15 protein-coding genes are annotated in these 18,661 nt (G+C 71.7%); 8 read left to right on the forward strand and 7 right to left on the reverse strand.

The genetic code is table 11. The features are described from left to right. Complete coding sequence (gene ybaK / locus J7W19_RS08005; RefSeq protein ID WP_004955334.1) at positions 1-510, forward strand: Cys-tRNA(Pro) deacylase; 510 nt, start codon at positions 1-3, stop codon at positions 508-510. Between the two features lie 386 nt (positions 511-896). Here the strand turns inward: ybaK and J7W19_RS08010 are convergent, their stop codons facing one another. The 4 genes from J7W19_RS08010 to J7W19_RS08025 all read right to left on the reverse strand — a co-directional run bounded on the left by J7W19_RS08010 (position 897) and on the right by J7W19_RS08025 (position 5,059). Further along, the gene (locus tag J7W19_RS08010; protein ID WP_004953660.1) at positions 897-1,520 is read right to left on the reverse strand and encodes a hypothetical protein; all 624 of its coding nucleotides are present in this window, start codon (positions 1,518-1,520) and stop codon (positions 897-899) included. Positions 1,521-1,597: 77 nt separating this feature from the next. Further along, positions 1,598-2,434 carry an ABC transporter permease gene (locus J7W19_RS08015; RefSeq protein WP_040892353.1) on the reverse strand — a complete coding sequence of 279 codons (837 nt, stop codon included), beginning with the start codon at positions 2,432-2,434 and terminating at the stop codon, positions 1,598-1,600. Between the two features lie 67 nt (positions 2,435-2,501). Beyond that, positions 2,502-3,473, reverse strand: a complete 972-nt coding sequence (locus tag J7W19_RS08020) for an ABC transporter ATP-binding protein (protein WP_040892354.1) — start codon at positions 3,471-3,473, stop codon at positions 2,502-2,504. A 305-nt stretch (positions 3,474-3,778) separates the two neighbouring features. Further along, positions 3,779-5,059, reverse strand: a complete 1,281-nt coding sequence (locus J7W19_RS08025) for an NYN domain-containing protein (protein ID WP_004953652.1) — start codon at positions 5,057-5,059, stop codon at positions 3,779-3,781. A gap of 283 nt (positions 5,060-5,342) precedes the next feature. Here J7W19_RS08025 and J7W19_RS08030 point away from each other — a divergent pair, with 283 nt between their 5' ends. Further along, complete coding sequence (locus J7W19_RS08030) at positions 5,343-5,504, forward strand: hypothetical protein (protein WP_004953650.1); 162 nt, start codon at positions 5,343-5,345, stop codon at positions 5,502-5,504. A gap of 108 nt (positions 5,505-5,612) precedes the next feature. Here J7W19_RS08030 and dnaE read toward each other — a convergent pair whose 3' ends face one another. Then, positions 5,613-9,152, reverse strand: coding sequence for a DNA polymerase III subunit alpha (dnaE, locus tag J7W19_RS08035; RefSeq protein ID WP_004953648.1), 3,540 nt, complete (start codon positions 9,150-9,152; stop codon positions 5,613-5,615). 215 nt (positions 9,153-9,367) lie between these two features. On the opposite strand from dnaE, the gene J7W19_RS08040 reads away from it, so the two are divergent. From J7W19_RS08040 to J7W19_RS08060, 5 genes are all read left to right on the forward strand, one after another. After that, positions 9,368-10,090, forward strand: coding sequence for a hypothetical protein (locus J7W19_RS08040; protein WP_004953645.1), 723 nt, complete (start codon positions 9,368-9,370; stop codon positions 10,088-10,090). 39 nt (positions 10,091-10,129) lie between these two features. Continuing rightward, entirely contained in the window at positions 10,130-10,963 is an 834-nt protein-coding gene (locus J7W19_RS08045; RefSeq protein WP_004953642.1) for a thioredoxin domain-containing protein, read from the forward strand. Between the two features lie 66 nt (positions 10,964-11,029). Continuing rightward, entirely contained in the window at positions 11,030-11,707 is a 678-nt protein-coding gene (locus tag J7W19_RS08050) for a hypothetical protein (RefSeq protein ID WP_040892351.1), read from the forward strand. 42 nt (positions 11,708-11,749) lie between these two features. Continuing rightward, positions 11,750-12,583 (forward strand): thioredoxin domain-containing protein, encoded by an 834-nt coding sequence (locus J7W19_RS08055; RefSeq protein WP_004953638.1) that lies wholly within the window; start codon positions 11,750-11,752, stop codon positions 12,581-12,583. An 840-nt stretch (positions 12,584-13,423) separates the two neighbouring features. Then, on the forward strand, positions 13,424-15,082 hold the full coding sequence (locus J7W19_RS08060; protein ID WP_004953636.1) for an alkaline phosphatase D family protein: 1,659 nt from the start codon (positions 13,424-13,426) through the stop codon (positions 15,080-15,082). Between the two features lie 84 nt (positions 15,083-15,166). Here J7W19_RS08060 and J7W19_RS08065 read toward each other — a convergent pair whose 3' ends face one another. Continuing rightward, positions 15,167-15,748: a dienelactone hydrolase family protein gene (locus tag J7W19_RS08065; protein ID WP_004954846.1), complete on the reverse strand. Its 582-nt coding sequence runs from the start codon at positions 15,746-15,748 to the stop codon at positions 15,167-15,169. Positions 15,749-15,853: 105 nt separating this feature from the next. Here J7W19_RS08065 and J7W19_RS08070 point away from each other — a divergent pair, with 105 nt between their 5' ends. Beyond that, positions 15,854-16,957: a mechanosensitive ion channel family protein gene (locus J7W19_RS08070; RefSeq protein ID WP_004954849.1), complete on the forward strand. Its 1,104-nt coding sequence runs from the start codon at positions 15,854-15,856 to the stop codon at positions 16,955-16,957. 24 nt (positions 16,958-16,981) lie between these two features. Here J7W19_RS08070 and J7W19_RS08075 read toward each other — a convergent pair whose 3' ends face one another. Continuing rightward, positions 16,982-18,574 (reverse strand): Na+/H+ antiporter, encoded by a 1,593-nt coding sequence (locus J7W19_RS08075; protein ID WP_004954850.1) that lies wholly within the window; start codon positions 18,572-18,574, stop codon positions 16,982-16,984. Positions 18,575-18,661 lie beyond the last annotated feature (87 nt).

Consider the following 18,661-nt stretch of genomic DNA (forward strand, 5'->3'; position numbering starts at 1 on the left):
GTGGCGAAGAAGGCCGCGGGGAAGGCCGCGGGCAAGTCGGGTGGCACCCCCGCCATAGTCGCCCTGGAAAAGGCCGGCGCCCGGTTCTCCCTGCACGCCTACACCCACGACCCCGCGTCGGCGTCCTACGGCGAGGAGGCCGCCGACGCCCTGGGCGTGGACCCCGCCCGCGTCTTCAAGACCCTGGTCGCGGAGGTGGACGGCGCTTTGACGGTCGCCGTCGTCCCCGTCAGCGGTTCCCTCGACCTCAAGGCCCTCGCCGCGGCGCTCGGCGGCAAGCGCGCCGCGATGGCCGACCCGGCGGCGGCGGAACGCGCCACGGGGTACGTCCGCGGCGGCATCTCACCGCTGGGCCAACGGAAGCGGCTGCCTACGGCGGTCGACGCGTCCGCTCTCGCGCATCCCACGATTCATGTGTCGGCGGGCCGGCGGGGGCTGGAGGTGGAGCTGGAGCCGGGGGTGTTGGTGGAGTTGACCGGGGCGAAGGTGGCGGAGATCGCGCGGGGGTGAGGGTGGGTGGGGGGTGCCCCGGTCCCGCCCTTTCACCGTTTCCTGGGAGCTACGCCCCCAGACCCCCTTATCGCGGCTCCGCCGCTCGTCCTCAAACTCCCCCAGAGGGGGCACCCCCAACGGGCTGAGTTCAGCCCGTCCGGCGTTTGAGGACAACCGCGCGGAGCGCGGTTTCGGGGGTGCGGGGGCTCGCCCCCGCAAGAAACGGTGAAAGGGCGGGACCGGGGCAACTCCCCCTAGACGCCGACGCCCCACCGCGCTACGACAGAAGCGCGACGCGTCACCGACCCGCTCCCGAAAGGGCCCGCATGTCCAAGCGCACCCGCAAGCGCAAGTGGCGTCTCAAGAAGAACCGAGCGAACCACGGCCGCCGGCCGGCCTGAAGCTCAGCGAGAGGACCCCCCGGACCGGGCACCCGCCTCCCACGGCGGGCCCGGCTCCGGATCCCGCGGCCCGAACGCCGCGGTAAGCAGCAGGTGGACGGCCATCGCCGCGATCGGAAACGCCAGCAGCATCCCCTTCGCCCCCAACCGCAACGGCGCGTCGAAGACGATCCCCTTGCCGACGGACCGCGCGTGGGCCGCCACATCCGAGGCCGGCCCCATATAGACCCCCAGCCGCCAGGCGAGCACCGACGCCAGCAGGGAGCCCACCGCCAGGGCGGCGACGAGGCCGATCCCGCCGGTCCGCCGGAAGAGGAACACCAGGCCCCCGGCCACCGCACCGAACCCCAGGCCCAGCAGGGCGAACGTGCCGTCGGCGCCGATCGCCTGCTCGCCCTCCGAGTTCTTCAGGAACACCGCGTGGCCGTCGGAGATCAGCGGCACGTGCGGCGCCAGCCACACCCACAGCAGCCCGAACAGCGCCCCGGAGAGGGTCACGGCCGCGGCCACGACGCCCGCGGCGGGCAGTTCGGCGCGCACCGCGTCGAGGAGGGCGGCCCGGCCGCCGCGGCTCTCGTAGGAGGTGCGGGGCGTCGGCTGGTCGTCGGGGGTCAGTGGTGCGGTCACCCCGACATCGTGCCAGGTCGAGGCGGCGCCGTCGGCGGCAGGACGGGCAGCGCGGCGCGTCCTCCGGTCGCGGCCCGTCACCGTACGGCCGCCCGGCGGTACGCCCAGGTGGCGACGGCCAGCGAGACCACGCCGACGGCCGCGCAGACGCCGAGGTCGGCGGCGACCCGCAGCCAGTCGGGGTGCGCGTCGAAACTGCGGGCGAACGCCTCCACGCCGTAGGTGGACGGCAGCAGGTCGCGGGCGAGGGCGATCGGCGCGGGCATGTGCGAGGCGGGCAGCACGCCGAGCAGCAGCGCCGCCGACATCCCGAGCTGCCCCAGGAGCGTCGCGAGTTCCTGCCGGGGCGCGAGCAGCCCGAGGGCGGCGCCCAGCCCGGCCAGCGCGGCCCCGGACAGCGGGATGACGCCCGCCAGCACCCACAGATGGGCCAGCGGCAGCTTGAACAGCACGCTCCCGACGACGGCGGTGACGGCCGTCCCGGGCACGGTGAACGAGGCGTAGGCGCCCGCCGCCCCCAGCACGACCGCGGCGGGCGGCACCGGCAGCGTCGCGTAGTGGTCGAGCCCGCCGCTGGCGCGCAACTGCCCGAAGTACTGGGCCAGCAGGTTCAGCGCGACGAACGCGACCACCAGCACGCTGGAGCCGGCCACGACGGCCCGCGCCTCGTCGCCGCCGTCCACGACCCCGCGCATCAGGATCATGATGCCGACGGACTGGAACGTCGCCACGAACAGCAGCGGGATCCGCGCCACCCGGGCGCGGGAGAGCTGCGCCCGGTAGACGGCCGACAGCGCGGGCAGCAGCCGCGCGCGCGGCGCCAGCGGCGCGGGCTCCCCGCCCACGGGCCGGGGCCGGACCGCACCCCGCTCCCGTACCTTCCCGGACACCGCTTCTGCGGACACAGCACTCACGCGGAACGACTCCTGTTCGGTACGGGCGGTACGGGCCGCACGGCGGCGGACGTTCTGCGGGCCCTCGTCACCCCTTCACCAGACCTTCCGCACGGCCGCCCAGCGCGAGGTACACATCCTCCAGGCTGGGCGTGGCGAGCGTGAAATCGTCGAGCGCGGCGAACGCGGGGCCGCCGGTGACGGCGGCGACGGCCGCCCGCGCCTCGGCGTGGCCGAGCCGCAGCGACCAGCGGCGGCCGGTCTCGGTGGCGATGTCGCGGAGCGCCGCGACCTCGGGGACGTCGAGCGGCGGCACGTCGCGCCAGACGAGGTCGAGCCGCACCTCGTCCGCGACGAGTTCCTTGAGCCCGGCCGGGGTGTCGCAGGCGATGATCCGCCCGCGCTCCAGCACGGCGACCCGGTCCAGGACGGTCTCGGCCTCGATGACGTTGTGGGTGACGAGCAGGACGGTCGCGCCGCGCTCGGCGCGCCGCCGGTCGACGGCGGCCCAGACGGCGCGCCGGGCGACCGGGTCCATGCCCGTGGTCGGCTCGTCCAGGACCAGCAGCGGGCGGTCGCCGACCAGGGTGGCGGCGAAGCAGGCGAGGCGGCGCTGGCCGCCGGAGAGCTTCTTCAGCGGCCGCGCGGCGAGCGGCCCCAGCCCGAGCTCGTCGAGCACCGCGTCCCGCTCGGCCCGCGCCGCCCTCAGCCCCAGCCCGCGCAGCCGCCCGGTCGTCTCGGCGGCCAGCGCCACCGTCAGCTCGTCGAGCGCGCTCGACTGCTGCCCGAGGTAGCCGACGAGCCGCGCCGCGCGGTCCGGATACCGCACGAGGTCGTGCCCCAGCATCTCGACGCTGCCCCGGTCGGGGCGGAGGAGGCCGGTGAGCTGACGGACGAGGGTGGTCTTGCCGGCGCCGTTGGGCCCGAGCAGCCCGAAGATCTCGCCGCGGTGGACGTCGAGGTCGATGCCGTCGCTGGCGCGGACCTCCTGTTCGGCCGGCCTTCCGCGACGACCGCGAGCGGCGGCGTACGTCTTCACCAGACCGCGCACGGAGCACACCACCGGCTCTCCGGCGTGCCCTGCCGCCTGCTTCACGCCCATCCTCACGAGCTATGAGGGTACGCGTACGGCGGGCGACGGCTGCGACGGGGGTGCAGGGGGTGTTGCCCCGGTCCCGCCCTTTCACCGTTTCCTGGGGGCTGCGCCCCCAGACCCCCCTTTCGCGGCTTCGCCGCTCGTCCTCAAACGCCGGACGGGCTGATATAGCCCGTCCGGCGTTTGAGGACAGCGCCCGCAGGGCGCTTCGGGGGTGCGGGGGCGGAGCCCCTGCAAGAAACGGCGAAAGGGCGGGACCGGGGCACCCCCTAATCACCCGCAGGCGCATGCTCCGCCGCCGTCCGCGCATCGATCTCGCGCCAGAACCCGGCGCGAATCGCATACCGATCCCGCTCATCGATCTGATCGTCCTTGTGCGCCAGCAGCCCGAACCGCGCCGCGTACCGCAGCAACTCCCCATCGATCCGATGCGGAATCCGCGGGTACTCCGTCGACAGATGCTGGAGGTGCACGGAGTCGGTGATCCGCTCGGTCCACCGCCGGGCGAACACCTGACCGACCTCGAAGGGGTCGCCCCCCACCGTGGTGATGTCCTCCTCCCGGTCGGCCCACCGCTGCTCCGCACTGGTGAGCTGGGCGAGCGTCGGCAGCGCGGCGATCTCGGGAGGCTCCCCGGAGCCGCCGCCGGACCCCCGGTCGACCAGCCCCCGGTCGGAGGACCAGCGCAGGGTCGCGTTGGGGTGCCCGAGGGCGGGCGGCGCCGACACGGCCGCCCCGGCGGCGGGCCCCTTGCCGAGGACGGCGAGGTCCTTGGGCGTGGGCACGGTCCGGGTGCCGGCGGCCTCCCCCCGCTCGCCGGCGGCTGCGGCGGCGGGCACGGGCGCGGGCCGCACCCCGTTCCGTACGGGCTCCCGCCCCTCGGCGGCCGTGGCCGGGGCCCCCACCCGCTCCCCCGCCGAACCGCTCTCGGGCAGCGGCGCGGAGAGGATCGCCGCGATCTCCGGCTCGGCGGTGGGCGCGGGCGCGCAGGGCCCGGTGAGCTCGCGGGCGCGGACGGCGCGGGTGATCCACGTACGGTCGAGGACGCGGCGCTCGTCGGCCTCGGCGACGAGGTCCTCGGACTGGTTGTAGTCGCCGTCGGCGGCCTGGACGGCCCAGAGGTGGACGGCGACGCCGTGTTCCTTGGCGGACATCAGGCCGGGCAGCAGATCGCCGTCGCCGGTGACCAGGACGATGTCGGAGCAGGCCCGGTTGCGGGCGAGTTCGGTGAGTTCGGCGTGCATGGCCGCGTCGACGCCCTTCTGGGCCCAGCGGCCGTCGGTGCGGGTGAGGGCGCCGAGCCGGACAGTGACCCGGGGCATCACGCGCAGCCGCCGGTGCTCGGGCTGGGGCACCCGGTCGGGTGCGCCGTCGAACCAGTAGATCCGCAGCAGGGGGCGTTGGGTGTCGTCCTCGGCGCGTTCGCGCAGGCCCTGGATGAGGGTGGTGTGGTCGACGGTGATGCGGGACCGGGCGGGCTCCCCGGCCAGCAGGCTGGCGGCGGCGCCCAGCAGGTACCCGGCGTCCACCAGGACGACGCAGCGGTCCACGGTGCACCTTCTCTCCGTATGTCCAGCATGTCCGGCATGTCGAGTGATGCGGTCGCCCCCGGCACGGCAGTGCCCCGGTTGTCACACGGCTTTCCCAGGAGTCTGCCCGACCGCACGGGGGTTATCAGTCCGAACTGGATCATCGGCGTGGCGGATACGGGGTGCGGCCGAGAAGTACCCCTGTCACACATGGTTATGGACCGAAATGCGGGTTTCGTCCGCGCGTGCCAGGGTGTTGTGCGGAGACACCGGGGGGCATCCGGAGTGGAGGCGAACAACGGCCATGGCCAAGAACAAGAAGCAGGACCGGAGTCAGCAGAAGGCGGCGCAGGCCGAGCGCGGCCAGCAGCAGGCGCAGAAATCGTCCATGGAGGCCCAGTCGACGCGGGTGACGCCGGCGGACGTCGCCCACAAGAGCCGCCAGAAGCGTTTCGGCCACAACTGACCGGCGCCCCGACGCACGTGAGGGCGCGCCCGCGGGAAGCGGGCGCGCCCTCCGTCGCGTACGACCGTCAGCCGTCGTGTACGACCCTCAGCCCTTCGCGTACGACCCTCAGCCCGCCAGGCAGGACGGCCCGAGGAGCTGCTTCAGGTCGCCGAACAGGGCGGGGTCGGGATTGACCCGGTGCCGGTCCAGCCGCAGCACGGTGGTCTTCCGCGCGCCCTGGAGCTTGATGCGCACCTCGGTGGAGCCGCGGTGGTGGGTGAGCACCTGGCCGAGCCGTTCGACCAGCGGCGGGGTGACCTTCACCGTCGGGATGGAGATGATCACGGGGGCGTTCGTCCCCGCGTTGGACAGGTCGGGGACCATCAGCTCCATGGCGACCAGCCGCGGGATGTCCTCCCGCTTGTCCAGCCGGCCCTTGACGAAGACGACGGCGTCCTCGACGAGCTGGGTGGAGACCAGCTGGTAGGTGGCGGGGAAGAACATGCAGTCGATGGAACCGGCCAGGTCCTCGACGGTGGCGATGGCCCAGGCGTTGCCCTGCTTGGTCATCTTCCGCTGGAGGCCGGAGATGATGCCGCCGATGGTGACGATCGCGCCGTCGGAGTAGTCGCCGCCGGTGAGCTGGCTGATCCCGGCGTCGGCCTTGTCGTTGAGGACGTGCTCGATGCCGAAGAGCGGGTGGTCGGAGACGTAGAGGCCGAGCATCTCGCGCTCCTGCGCGAGGAGGTACGACTTCTCCCACTCGACGTCGGAGAACTCCACGTCCAGCCCGAAGCCGGGCTCGCCGCTCTCCTCCTCGCCCATGCCGCCGAAGAGGTCGAACTGCCCCTCGGCCTCCTTGCGCTTGACCTGCACCACGTTGTCGATCATCGGCTCGTAGTGCGCGGTGAGGCCCTTGCGGGTGTGCCCCATCTCGTCGAACGCACCGGCCTTGATCAGCGATTCGACGGTGCGCTTGTTGCAGACGACCGCCTCGACCTTGTCCAGGAAGTCGGGGAACGAGGTGTACTTCCCCTTGGACTTGCGGCAGCGGATGATCGAGTCGACGACGTTGGCACCGACGTTCCGGACGGCGGTGAGGCCGAAGAGGATCACGTCGTCACCCTGGGCGGCGAAGTTGGCCTCGGACTCGTTGACGTTCGGCGGGAGCACCTTGATGCCCATGCGGCGGCACTCGTTGAGGTACGTCGCGGACTTGTCCTTGTCGTCCTTGACGGAGGTGAGCAGCGCCGCCATGTACTCGGCCGGGTGGTTGGCCTTGAGGTAGGCGGTCCAGTAGGACACCAGGCCGTACGCGGCGGAGTGCGCCTTGTTGAACGCGTAGCCGGCGAACGGGACCAGCACGTCCCAGAGCGCCTGGATGGCCTCGTCGGAGTAGCCCTTCTCCCGCGCGCCCTTCTGGAAGAGGACGAAGTTCTTCGCCAGTTCCTCGGGCTTCTTCTTGCCCATGACGCGGCGGAGGATGTCGGCCTCGCCGAGCGAGTACCCGGCGATGATCTGGGCGGCCTTCTGCACCTGCTCCTGGTAGACGATCAGGCCGTAGGTGACCGCCAGCACCTCCTGGAGCGGCTCCTCCAGCTCCGGGTGGATCGGGGTGATCTCCTGCTGGCCGTTCTTCCGGAGCGCGTAGTTGGTGTGCGAGTTCATGCCCATCGGGCCCGGCCGGTACAGGGCGGACACGGCGGAGATGTCTTCGAAGTTGTCGGGCTTCATCAGCCGCAGCAGGGACCGCATGGGCCCGCCGTCGAACTGGAAGACGCCGAGGGTGTCACCGCGCTGGAGCAGCTCGAAGGTCGTGGGGTCGTCGAGCGGGAGGCTCAGGAGATCGATGTCGATCCCCTTGTTGGCCTTCACCATCTTGACGGCGTCGTCCATGATCGTCAGGTTGCGCAGGCCCAGGAAGTCCATCTTCAGCAGGCCGAGCGACTCACAGCTCGGGTAGTCCCACTGGGTGATGGTGACGCCGTCGGAGTGCCTGACCCAGACCGGGACGTGGTCGGTGATCGTCTCGCTGGACATGATCACGCCGGCCGCGTGCACACCCATCTGGCGGACCAGGCCCTCGACGCCCATCGCGGTGTCGATGACCTTCTTGACGTCCGGCTCGTTCTCGTACATCGCCCGGACCTCGCCCGCCTCGCTGTAGCGGGGGTGGTTGGGGTCGGTGATGCCGGAGAGCGGGATGCCCTTGCCGAGCACGTCGGCGGGCATGGCCTTGGTGATGCGGTCGCCCATGGCGTACGGGTAGCCGAGGACGCGGGCCGAGTCCTTGATCGCGTTCTTGGCCTTGATGGTGCCGTAGGTGCCGATCATGGCGACCTTGTCGGCGCCGTACTTCTCGGTGACGTACCGGATCACCTCGGAGCGCCGACGCTCGTCGAAGTCGATGTCGACATCGGGCATCGAGATGCGCTCGGGGTTGAGGAACCGCTCGAAGATCAGGCCGTGCGGGATGGGGTCGAGGTCGGTGATGCCCAGGGCGTACGCGACGATCGAGCCGGCCGCGGAGCCACGGCCGGGGCCGACGGCGATGCCCTGCTTCTTGGCCCACATGATGAAGTCGGCGACCACGAGGAAGTAGCCCGGGAAGCCCATCGAGATGATCGTGTCCATCTCGTACTCGACCTGCTTCATGCGGTCCTCGGGGATGCCGCCCGGGAAGCGGCGGTGCATGCCCCGCATGGTCTCCTCGCGGAACCAGGTGACCTCGGTGTAGCCCTCGGGGATGTCGAACTTGGGCATGAGGTTCTTGGCCTTGAACATGCCCTCGGTGTTGATCTGCTCCGCGACCAGGCGGGTGTTGGCGCAGCCCTCCTGCCAGGCGTCCGAGGAGTCGATGGCGTACATCTCCTCCGTGGACTTCAGGTAGTAGCCCGAGCCGTCGAACCGGAAGCGGTCCGGGTCGGAGAGGTTCTTGCCGGTCTGAATGCAGAGCAGGGCGTCGTGGGCCGCGGCCTCGTGCGCGTACGTGTAGTGGGAGTCGTTGGTGACCAGCGGGGGGATACCGAGCTTCTTGCCGATCTCCAGCAGGCCGTCGCGGACCCGGCGCTCGATCTCGATGCCGTGGTCCATCAGCTCCAGGAAGTACCGGCCCTCGCCGAAGATGTCCTTGTAGTCCGACGCGGCCTTGATGGCCTCGTCGAACTGGCCGAGGCGGAGCCGGGTCTGCACCTCGCCCGAGGGGCAGCCGGTGGAGGCGATCAGGCCCTCGGACCACTGGGAGATGGTCTCCTTGTCCATCCGCGGCCACTTGGTCAGCCAGCCCTCGGCGTACGCGTCGGAGGACAGCCGGAAGAGGTTGTGCAGGCCGGTGACGTCCGCCGCCCAGATCGTCTTGTGCGTGTAACCACCCGAACCGGACACGTCGTCGCGCTTCTGGTGCGGCTGGCCCCACTGGATGCGCCGCTTGTTCCGCCGGGACTCGGGCGCGACGTACGCCTCGATGCCGATGATCGGCGTGATCTCGGCCTTCTTCGCCTGGTGGAAGAAGTCGTAGGCGCCGTGCAGGTTGCCGTGGTCGGACATGGCGATGTGCGTCATGCCCATGTCCTTGCAGGCGGCGAACATGTCCTTCAGCCGCGCGGCGCCGTCCAGCAGCGAGTACTGGGTGTGGACGTGCAGGTGCGTGAAGGGCGGCTTGCTCACGGTGGAGGACCTCCGGCGGAACGGATGGGGGCGGGTGAGGAACACAGGGAACGGGGGACTCGGCAGTCTTGAAGGTTACCGGCCCGCCTCGGACGCCACGGCGGGCCCGGGGAGCCACCCGCGCCCCGAGCGACACCCCGAACGGACATTCGAGAGCCACCCGCGTGAATCGCCCTTTAGGCAGCGCTTACCGCAGAACGTGCCAGACTCGCCATATGGACATATCGGCGGCACCGGCACGGGCCCTGCGAGCGGCCCTGTTCACGGCGCTGTGCGTGCTGCTGTCCACGTCCTCCCACGTCCTGCTGTCCGGCCGGCGGCTCCCCGTGACCGTCGTGGTCGCGGTCGCGGCGGGCGTCTACGCCGCGGCCTGGGCGCTGTACGGGCGCGGGCGGGGGGACGGCCGGGGAAGGGGGTACGGGCGCGAGCGGAGGTACGGCCGCGAAAGGGCGTACGGCCGGGGCAGGGCGTACGGCCGCGAAAAGGGATACGTGCGCACCGCCGCCCTCCTCGTCCCCCTGGAGCTGGCCGCCTCCACCGCCTTCACCACAGGCCAGCACACCTGCTACGACCCCGCCGACCGCCCCCTGCCCGGCGCCCTCAGCCTGATCTGCGGCGGGGGCGGGGTGGGCGGCCCGCTGGCCCGGGTCGCCGGCCCCGGCACCGCCCCCTGGCTGCTGCTCGCCGGGCACCTCGCGGCCGGTCTGCTGGCCGCCGCCTGGCTCGCGCGCGGCGAGGCGGCGTTCGGCCGGCTGGTACGCGCCGCCGGCGCCGCCGCCTTCCGCCCGCTGCGCCTGGCCACGGCCCGCACCACCCCCGCCGCGCGGGTGCCCGCTCCCGCGCGCCCCGTCCCGTACGTCCACCGCCCGGGCGCACGCCCCCTGCTCCTCCACTCCGTCATCCGCCGCGGCCCCCCGGTCCAGGCCGCCCCCGCCTGACCGGAAACCCCCCGCAGCCACACACGGAGAAGCAGCATCATGAGCAAGCGCAACAACTGGGAGAACAAGCAGTCCGCCCGCGAGCGGCTGCGCGCCGAACGCGAGCAGCAGGCGAAGAAGGACCGGACCCGCCGCCAGCTCCTCGTCGGCGGCGCGACCGTCGGCGTCCTGGCCGTCGCGGCCGGCATCGTCGTGGCCGTGACGCAGCTCGGCGGCGACGGCAAGGACTCCGCGTGGGAGGCCGCCGCCAAGAAGACCCTCGTCAAACCGGCCAACACCGCGGGCGACAAGGGCACCGAGATCGTGATCGGCGACAAGAACGCCAAGCACACCCTGGAGATCTACCAGGACATGCGCTGCCCGGTCTGCTCGGTCTTCGAGCAGAACGTCGGCGACACCGTCGACAAGGACGTCAAAGCCGGCACCTTCAAGGTCAGGTACCACATCGGCGCCTTCCTCGACCGCGGCCTGGGCGGCACCGGCGCCAAGAACGCGCTCAGCGCCGTCGGCGCGGCCCTCGACGTCAGCCCCGAGGCGTTCTCCGCCTACAACAAGGCCCTCTACTCCAAGGCCAACCACCCCGTGGAGACCAAGGACGCCTTCGCGAACGACGACACCCTGCTGAAGATCGCGCAGCAGGTGCCGGCCCTGAAGGGCAACGCCAAGTTCGAGAAGAACGTCAAGGACGGCACCTTCGACAAGTGGGCGCTGGAGATGTCCGACGAGTTCGACAGCCACAAGGACGTGACGGGGACGCCGACGCTCAAGCTGGACGGCGAGAAACTGACGGTGGACACCCCCCAGGGCAAGGGCGCTCCGATGACCGCCGAGCAGTTCCGGCAGGCGGTCGACGCGCGGCTCAAGCAGGGCTGAACCCCCGCGGGATGATGCCGAATCTTGACACGACAATTACGGCGTGTCATGGCACACTTCCCGGTTATGAAGGGGACGGGAGTTCGGTTGCGGGCGCTGCGCGCCGCGCTGTTCACCGCCGTGTGCGTCACCCTGTCGGCCGCCTCCCACGTCCTCCTCTCCCGGATGCCGCTCCCGGTCCCGACGGTCGCCGCCCTGTCGGCCGCCTTCTTCGCCCTGGCCTACGCCCTGGCCGGCCGTGAGCGCGGCTACGGGCACATAGCCGCCCTCCTCGTCCCGCTGGAGCTGGCCGCCGACACGGTCTTCACCACCGGCCAGCACGCCTGCTACGGCGCGGCGGGCGGCCCGGTCGCCGGCCCGCTCCGCTCGATGGGCATCGACCTGGTCTGCCGCGGCGGCGACGTCGGCACCCCCCTCGCCCACCTCACGGCGGGCCAGAGCCCACCACCGGAGGCCCTGGACTCGGCACTCCCGTGGCTGCTGCTGGCCTGCCACATCGCCGTGGGCCTGCTGGCCGCGGCCTGGCTGCGCCGCGGCGAGGTGGCCGTGGCCCGGCTACTGGGCGCGGCGGCCGCGGCCGCCTTCCGCCCCCTGCTGCTGGTGGCCGCCGCGCTGGGCGCCGCCCCGCGGCCCCGCCCCCGCGGCCTCCAGCCCGCCCGGGACACCCTCCCGGCCCCGGCGCTGCCCCTGCTCGTCCACTCCGTCGTACGGCGCGGACCGCCCCGCTCCCCGGCTCTCGCCTGAGCAACGCGGTCCCCACCCCCGTACTTCCACGGAGCAGACATCATGAGCAACCGGAACAACGCCCAGAACAAGCAGGCCGCCCGCGAGCGGCTGCGCGCCGAGCGCGAGCGCCAGGCCAAGAAGGACAAGACCAAGCGCCAACTCGTCGTCGCGGGCTCCCTCGTCGTCGTCCTGGCCATCGCCGGCGGCGTCGGGTTCGCCGTCAGCAAGATGAACGACAGCGAGGACGGCCAGTGGAAGGCCGCCGCCGACAAGACGCTCGTCAAGCCGGCCAACACCGCGGGCGAGAACGGCACCGAGGTCGTCCTCGGCGACAAGAACGCCAAGGAGACCCTCACGGTCTACGAGGACCCGCGCTGCCCGGTCTGCGCCACCTTCGAGCAGAACTCGGGGAAGAAGCTGCGCCAGGACGTCAAGGACGGCCGCTACAAGGTGCGCTTCGTTCTGGCCAACTTCATCGACGACGTCCCCGCGATCAAGGGCACCGGTTCCAAGAACGCCGTGAGCGCCCTCGGCGCCGCCCTCAACGTGAGCCCGGAGGCGTTCTTCGACTACAAGGAGACCCTGTACTCCACGGCCAACCACCCGGAGGAGACGGACGACGCCTTCGCCGACGACCAGAAGCTCCTCGACCTCGCCCAGCAGGTGCCCGCCCTCAAGGGCAACAAGAAGTTCGAGAACAGCGTCAAGGACCACACCTTCGACCGCTGGGCCCTGGAGATCGGCAAGCTGATGGGTGAGGACGGGATCAAGGGCACCCCCGCGCTGGTCCACAACAAGAAGCAGCTGTACGTGCCCGGTTCGGAGAACCCCCCGCTCAAGGAGCAGGACTTCACTGCGGTGATCGACGCGGAATTCGGCGCGAAGAAGAAGTAGCACGCCTGCGGGTGGACACGATCGGAGCGTCCACCCGCATCGCCGGCGGCACCAGTGGAAAACACGTGCGGGTGGGCACGACCTCCATGGCCGAGCCCACCCGCAACGCAAAGGTTTTCAACGCTCTCACGAACTCACGGAAACCGTATCGACCTCAAGGGCGAATTCAGGAACCGCAGTACATCGTCACAGTCGAACGGTCACCCCGGGGCGACACCTGAAGCCACTCCGCCCACCTCTGACCGTCCCGGTAGACCCACTGCAGCCAGGAGTACTTCCACCCGTCCGGCTTGACTTCGCTGATCGGACTGCACCAGCCATTGGTCGGCATGGCGCTGGCGGAAGGCGCCACGGCCACTCCGACGCCTGCGGCAAGCAAAGTCGCGAATGCCCCACCTATTACCCGACGACGCAGCGATGTTTTCACAACGCCCCCTTTTTCTCGAACGTTTTCCCCAACGCCGCACACACTAAGGGGATTTCCACCTCGGAACACGGGTGGCCCTGGTAACAGCCGATTGCCTTCGAAGAACATGACGGACTGCCGGCCGGCACCTTGACGCCGCCGTTCTCCTCCCCGGATCCGTCGGCCCGCACGGCCGGGCCGGATGACCGCGGAGCCGTCCGCCTCTTGTGCCACCTCCGGCCGGTACGACGCCCGCCGCCCGGGCGGACGGCCCGCCGTCCACCCCGTGGATCAGCGCGGAATTCGACGTGAAGACGAAGTGGCCACGCAGGGAGGGACGGACGAACTCCTGACGAGACGTCCGCTCATGCGTGCGAACGGCGTTAAAGTTATCGCCCGTGAACCCACGTCCCCCGATATCCCGCCGTGCAGCCGTGACCGGTGCGGCGGCCACCGCCGCGCTGCTGCCCCTCGCCGTCGCCCCGGCCGCCCGGGCGGCCACCGCCGCTCCCGCCGCGGCCCGTGCCGAGACGGCGACGGCCCCCGCCTTCCTGCACGGCGTCGCCTCCGGCGACCCGCTGCCCGACGGCATCCTGCTGTGGACCCGGGTCACCCCGGTCCCGGAGGCCGTCCCCGGTTCCGGGCTGGGCCCGGCCGTCCAGGTGAGCTGGCAGGTCGCCGAGGACGCCGGGTTCGGCCGGGTCGTCGCCTCCGGCACGGTCACCGCGTCCGCCGCCGGCGACCACACGGTCAAGGCGGACGTGCGCGGACTGCGCCCCGGCACCGACTACTTCTTCCGGTTCACCGTCACCGGCGGTCCGGACACCGGCGGCTCGGCCGAGGTCCACTCCCCCACCGGCCGGACGCGCACCGCGCCCGCCCCCGACACCCAGGCGGACGGCCTCCGCTTCGGCGTGGTCTCCTGCGCCAACTGGGAGTCTGGCCACTTCTCCGCCTACCGCCACCTCGCCGCCCGCCGCGACCTCGACGCGGTGCTGCACCTCGGCGACTACCTCTACGAGTACAAGTCGGGCGAGTACCCGGCAGCCAAGTACGTCGTGCGCCCGCACGAGCCCAGACACGAGATCGTCACGCTCGCCGACTACCGCACCCGGCACGGCCGTTACAAGACCGACCCGGACCTCCAGGCCCTGCACGCGGCGCTGCCGTTCGTCGCCATCTGGGACGACCACGAGTTCGCCGACAACGCCTGGTCCGGCGGCGCCGTCAACCACACGCCGGGCGCCGAGGGCACCTGGGCCGACCGCGTCGCGGCGGCCAAGAAGGCGTACTTCGAGTGGATGCCGGTACGCCCCTCCATCGAGGGCACCACCTACCGTCGGCTCCGCTTCGGCCGCCTCGCCGACCTGCACCTGCTGGACCTGCGCTCGTTCCGCTCGGAGCAGGTCAAGGCGGGCAGCGGCGCGGTCGACGACCCCTCCCGCACCCTCACCGGCCGCGCCCAGCTCGACTGGCTGAAGGACGGCCTGGCCGCCTCCGACACCACCTGGCGGCTCGTCGGCAACCCGGTGATGATGTCCCCGCTGGCGTTCGGCGCCATGCCGGCCCACCTCCTCAAGCCGCTCGCCAAGCTGCTGGGCCTGCCCGAGGAGGGCATCGCCGCCAACACCGACCAGTGGGACGGCTACACCCACGACCGCCGTGAACTCCTCGGCCACCTCACCGGCCACGGCATCCGCAACACCGTCTTCCTCACCGGTGACATCCACATGGCGTGGGCCAACGACGTCCCGGAGACGGCCGCGACGTACCCCGTCTCCCGCTCCGTGGCCACCGAGTTCGTCGTCACCTCGGTCACCGCCGACAACCTCGACGACACCCTCCACGTCCTCCCCCACACGGTCTCCCTCCCGGCCGTCGCCGCCATCAAGGCCGCCAACCGGCACGTGAAGTGGGTCGACATGGACTCCCACGGCTACGGCGTCCTCGACATCACCGCCGAGCGCGCGCAGATGGACTACTACGTCCTCTCCGACAAGCGCGACCCGAAGGCGACGTCGTCGTGGGAACGGTCGTACCGCACGCTGTCCGGGAGCCAGCGGGTGGAACGGGTGAAGGCACCGGTGCGCTGAGCGCGGTTTCGGGGGTGCGGGGGCTCCGCCCCCGCAAGAAACGGTGAATGGGGGTGCCCCCTCTGGGGGAGGGGCAGGGGCCTCCTACAGCTCCGACAGGAACGCGAGCGCCACCCGCCAAGCCCGCTCCGACGCCTCCGCGTCGAAATCGTCCAGGTCCGGGTCCGTGAACAAGTGCCCCGCCCCCTGATACCGGTGCACCTCCACCTCCGCCCCCGCCCGCCCCATCCGCAGATACCAGGCGTTCAGCCAGTCATGCGGCTCGAACGGATCCGGATCCGCCACATGCAGCTGCACCGGCAGCTCGTCCACCGCCGCGTCCTCCGCCAGATCCGACGTCCCGTGGAAGAGCAGCAGCCCCCGCGCCTTCTCGTCCCCCAGCGCCAGGTTCTGCGCGATCGACCCGCCCAGTGAGAACCCCGCGTACACGAGCCCCCGCTCGGAAAGCGGCGCCACCGCCGTGATCGCCCGCCGCAGCAGCTCCTCCCGCCCGATCTCGTCCTTGATGGCCATGCCGTCCTCGACGGTGTCCGCCGTCCGCCCGTCGTAGAGGTCGGGCACGTGCACCTCGTACCCCGCGCCGCGCAGCCGCTCGGCGGCCGCGTGTACGGCCGGTCGCAGACCGTAGGCCGAATGGAACAGGACGATCGTGGTAGGAGACGGCACCGGAGTCACTTCCTTGCAGGGCTGGATCGCGTGGCCTCCATCGTGCCAGCTACGGTCGAAAGGAGGAGCGCGCGCCCGGCAGGACGCCGGAAGGAGCTGGTGCTCATGGAGGACGTACTGCGGCCTCTAGCGGTCCTCGGCGCCGCCCTGGTCATCACCGTCGTGGTGGGCTGGGCCGCCGACAAAACGGTTCGCCGGATCGCCGAACGGCATCCGGAAGCCCCCTTGTGGCGCCTGCTGCGCCGCTGCCGGATGCCCCTGCGACTGGTGCTGTGCACGGCCCTGCTGCGCGGCGGCTACGAGTCGGCCGAGCTGTCCGAGAAGCACGAGGCCCTGCTGACCAGGCTGCTCACCCTGGTACTCATCGGGGCCTGCGCCTGGCTCGCGACCCGGGTGGCCACGGCCGTCGTCGAGTCGGCGTACGCGCGCTACGCCGCCGGCAGCCGCGACCCGGCCCGGATGCGCCGGGTCCGCACCCAGGTGACGCTGATCCGCCGCATCGTCACGGCGGCCGTCTGCGTCGTCGCGGTGGCGGCGATGCTGCTGACCTTCCCCGGCATGCGGACGGTCGGCACGTCCGTCCTCGCCTCCGCCGGTCTGATCGGCATCGTCGCCGGTGTGGCCGCCCAGTCCACGCTCGGCAACCTCTTCGCGGGGCTGCAGATAGCGTTCGGCGACATGGTGCGCATCGGCGACACCGTGGTGGTGAACGGCGAGTGGGGCACGGTCGAGGAGATAACCCTCACCTACCTGGTGGTCACCACCTGGGACGAACGCCGCATCACCATGCCGGTCTCGTACTTCACCAGCCGCCCCTTCGAGAACTGGTCGCGCGGCAATCCCCGGATGACCGGCACCGTCTTCTTCCACCTGGACCACTCCGCCCCCATCGACCTCATGCGGGAACGGCTGCACGAGGTGGTGAAGGGAGCCCGGGAGTGGGACGGCCGGGCCTGGAGCCTCGTCGTCACGGACACCACCCCCACCACCATCCAGGTACGGGCCCTGGTGACCGCCAAGGACTCCGACGACATCTGGACGCTCCGCTGCGTCGTCCGCGAGCAGCTGATCGAGTGGCTGCGCCGGAAGCACCCGTACGCGCTGCCGCGCATCAGCACCGCGCCCGCGCCGGGCCCGGCCGAGACCCCGGACCGCCGGCAGACACCGCCCACGTCGGGCGACATCGGCCCGGGCCCGGGCCCGGTCTGAGGACCCGCCGGCCGCGAGACCGGGTCACATCCCCCGCAACGACCTCATGTCCAGCTGCCGCAACACCCGGTCCACCACCTCCGGATCCATCCACGGCTCGCTCCGCGCGTCGAGCACCGCGTGCCGCGCCGCCGAGAGCAGCTCGGCCTGGATGCGCTGGATGGTGCGCAGCCGCTGGACCCGCTGCGTGTGCGCCTCGCGGCGCTCCTCGTCGACCATCTCGGGGCTGATGCGGGCGCCGACGTCGTAGGCGCGCCGGTGGAGCATCTCCCGCAGGTCCTCGGAGAGCTCCTCCTCCTGTTCGATCTCCAGCAGCCGGTGCCGGGCCGCCTTGGCGGCGCGGATGGCGAGCTGCCGCTCCAGCTCCCGGGTCCAGTCGGTGTCCGCGCGCACGCCGAGCAGCTCGACCAGCCAGGGCAGCGTCAGCCCCTGGACGACGAGGGTGCCGATGATGACGGCGAAGGCGATGAAGAGGATCTCGTCCCGGGCCGGGAAGGCCGACTTGTCCTGCGTGGTCAGCGGAATGGCCAGGGCGAGCGCCGCCGAGGCCACACCGCGCATCCCGGACCACCACATCACCAGGGTCTCCCGCCAGCTGGTGAGGATCTCCTCGTCGACGTCGCGGCCCTTGTGCAGCCGCTTGGCCAGCCAGGCGGCGGGCAGCAGCCACGCCAGCCGTACGACGATCACGACGGCGAGGACGGCGCCCCCGATGCCGAGCATCTCGGCCCAGCGGCCCGAGGCGGTTTCGACGGCGTTGTGCAGTTCGAGGCCGACGAGGCCGAAGGCGACGCCGGTGACGAGGGTGTCGACGACCTCCCAGAAGGTGTGCCCGGCCAGCCGCCCCAGGACGTCGTCCGCGTCGCTCGCGAACTCGGCGAGGAAGAGCGCGGTGGTCAGCACCGCGAGCACCCCGGAGCCCTTGAACTCCTCCGCGAGGACGTACGAGACGAACGGCACCAGCAGCGTGAGCCCGATCTGGAGGGTCGCGTCGCCGAGGACGTCCATCAGCCGCTTGGCCCCCCAGCCGAGCAGCAGGCCGACGGCGAGCGCCACCACGGCGGAGAACACCAGTTCGCCGATGGCCCGCGGCACCGAGAAGCTGCCGCTGACGGCCGCGGCGACGGCCACGTGGTAGAGCACGATGGCGGTCACGTCGTTGAAGAGGCCCTCGCCCTCCAGGATCGACACCAGGCGGCGCGGCAGCCCTATCGAGCCGGCGACGGCCGTGGCGGCGACGGGGTCGGGCGGGGCGACGAGCGCGCCCAGGGCCACGGCCGCGGCGAGCGAGATCCCCGGCACGATCGCGTGGGCCACGGCCGCGACGGCCGAGGTGGTGACGAAGACCAGCGCGACGGCGAGCAGGAAGATCGGCCGCTTGTTGGCCGCGAACTGCCGCCAGGAGGTGCGCTGCGCGGACGCGTAGAGCAGGGGCGGCAGGACCAGCGGGAGGATGAACTCCGGCGGGACGTCGATGTTCGGTACGAACGGCAGCAGGGCGAGGACGATGCCGCCCAGCGTCATCAGCACCGGGGAGGGCAGGCCGAGCCGGTCACCCAGCGGCACCGTGACGAGCGCCCCGAGCAGCAGCACGAACAGCAGGGCCAGCTGGTCCACGAGTGCCCTCCGGGGCGCATGGGGGAACAGTCGTTCACCCCAGCGTGCCATGAAGCGGCTCGTCAGGCGGCCCCGGGGGTCCCGCGG

Origin of the sequence: Streptomyces mobaraensis NBRC 13819 = DSM 40847 (genome assembly GCF_017916255.1) — a bacterium.
Lineage (GTDB): Bacteria > Actinomycetota > Actinomycetes > Streptomycetales > Streptomycetaceae > Streptomyces > Streptomyces mobaraensis.

Coding starts and splice junctions, on each gene's coding strand:
- J7W19_RS08030 (WP_004953650.1), top strand. CDS start 5,343: ATGGCCAAGAACAAGAAGCAGGACCGGAGTCAGCAGAAGGCGGCGCAG.
- J7W19_RS08050 (WP_040892351.1), top strand. CDS start 11,030: ATGAAGGGGACGGGAGTTCGGTTGCGGGCGCTGCGCGCCGCGCTGTTC.
- J7W19_RS08070 (WP_004954849.1), top strand. CDS start 15,854: ATGGAGGACGTACTGCGGCCTCTAGCGGTCCTCGGCGCCGCCCTGGTC.
- J7W19_RS08045 (WP_004953642.1), top strand. CDS start 10,130: ATGAGCAAGCGCAACAACTGGGAGAACAAGCAGTCCGCCCGCGAGCGG.
- J7W19_RS08055 (WP_004953638.1), top strand. CDS start 11,750: ATGAGCAACCGGAACAACGCCCAGAACAAGCAGGCCGCCCGCGAGCGG.
- J7W19_RS08040 (WP_004953645.1), top strand. CDS start 9,368: ATGGACATATCGGCGGCACCGGCACGGGCCCTGCGAGCGGCCCTGTTC.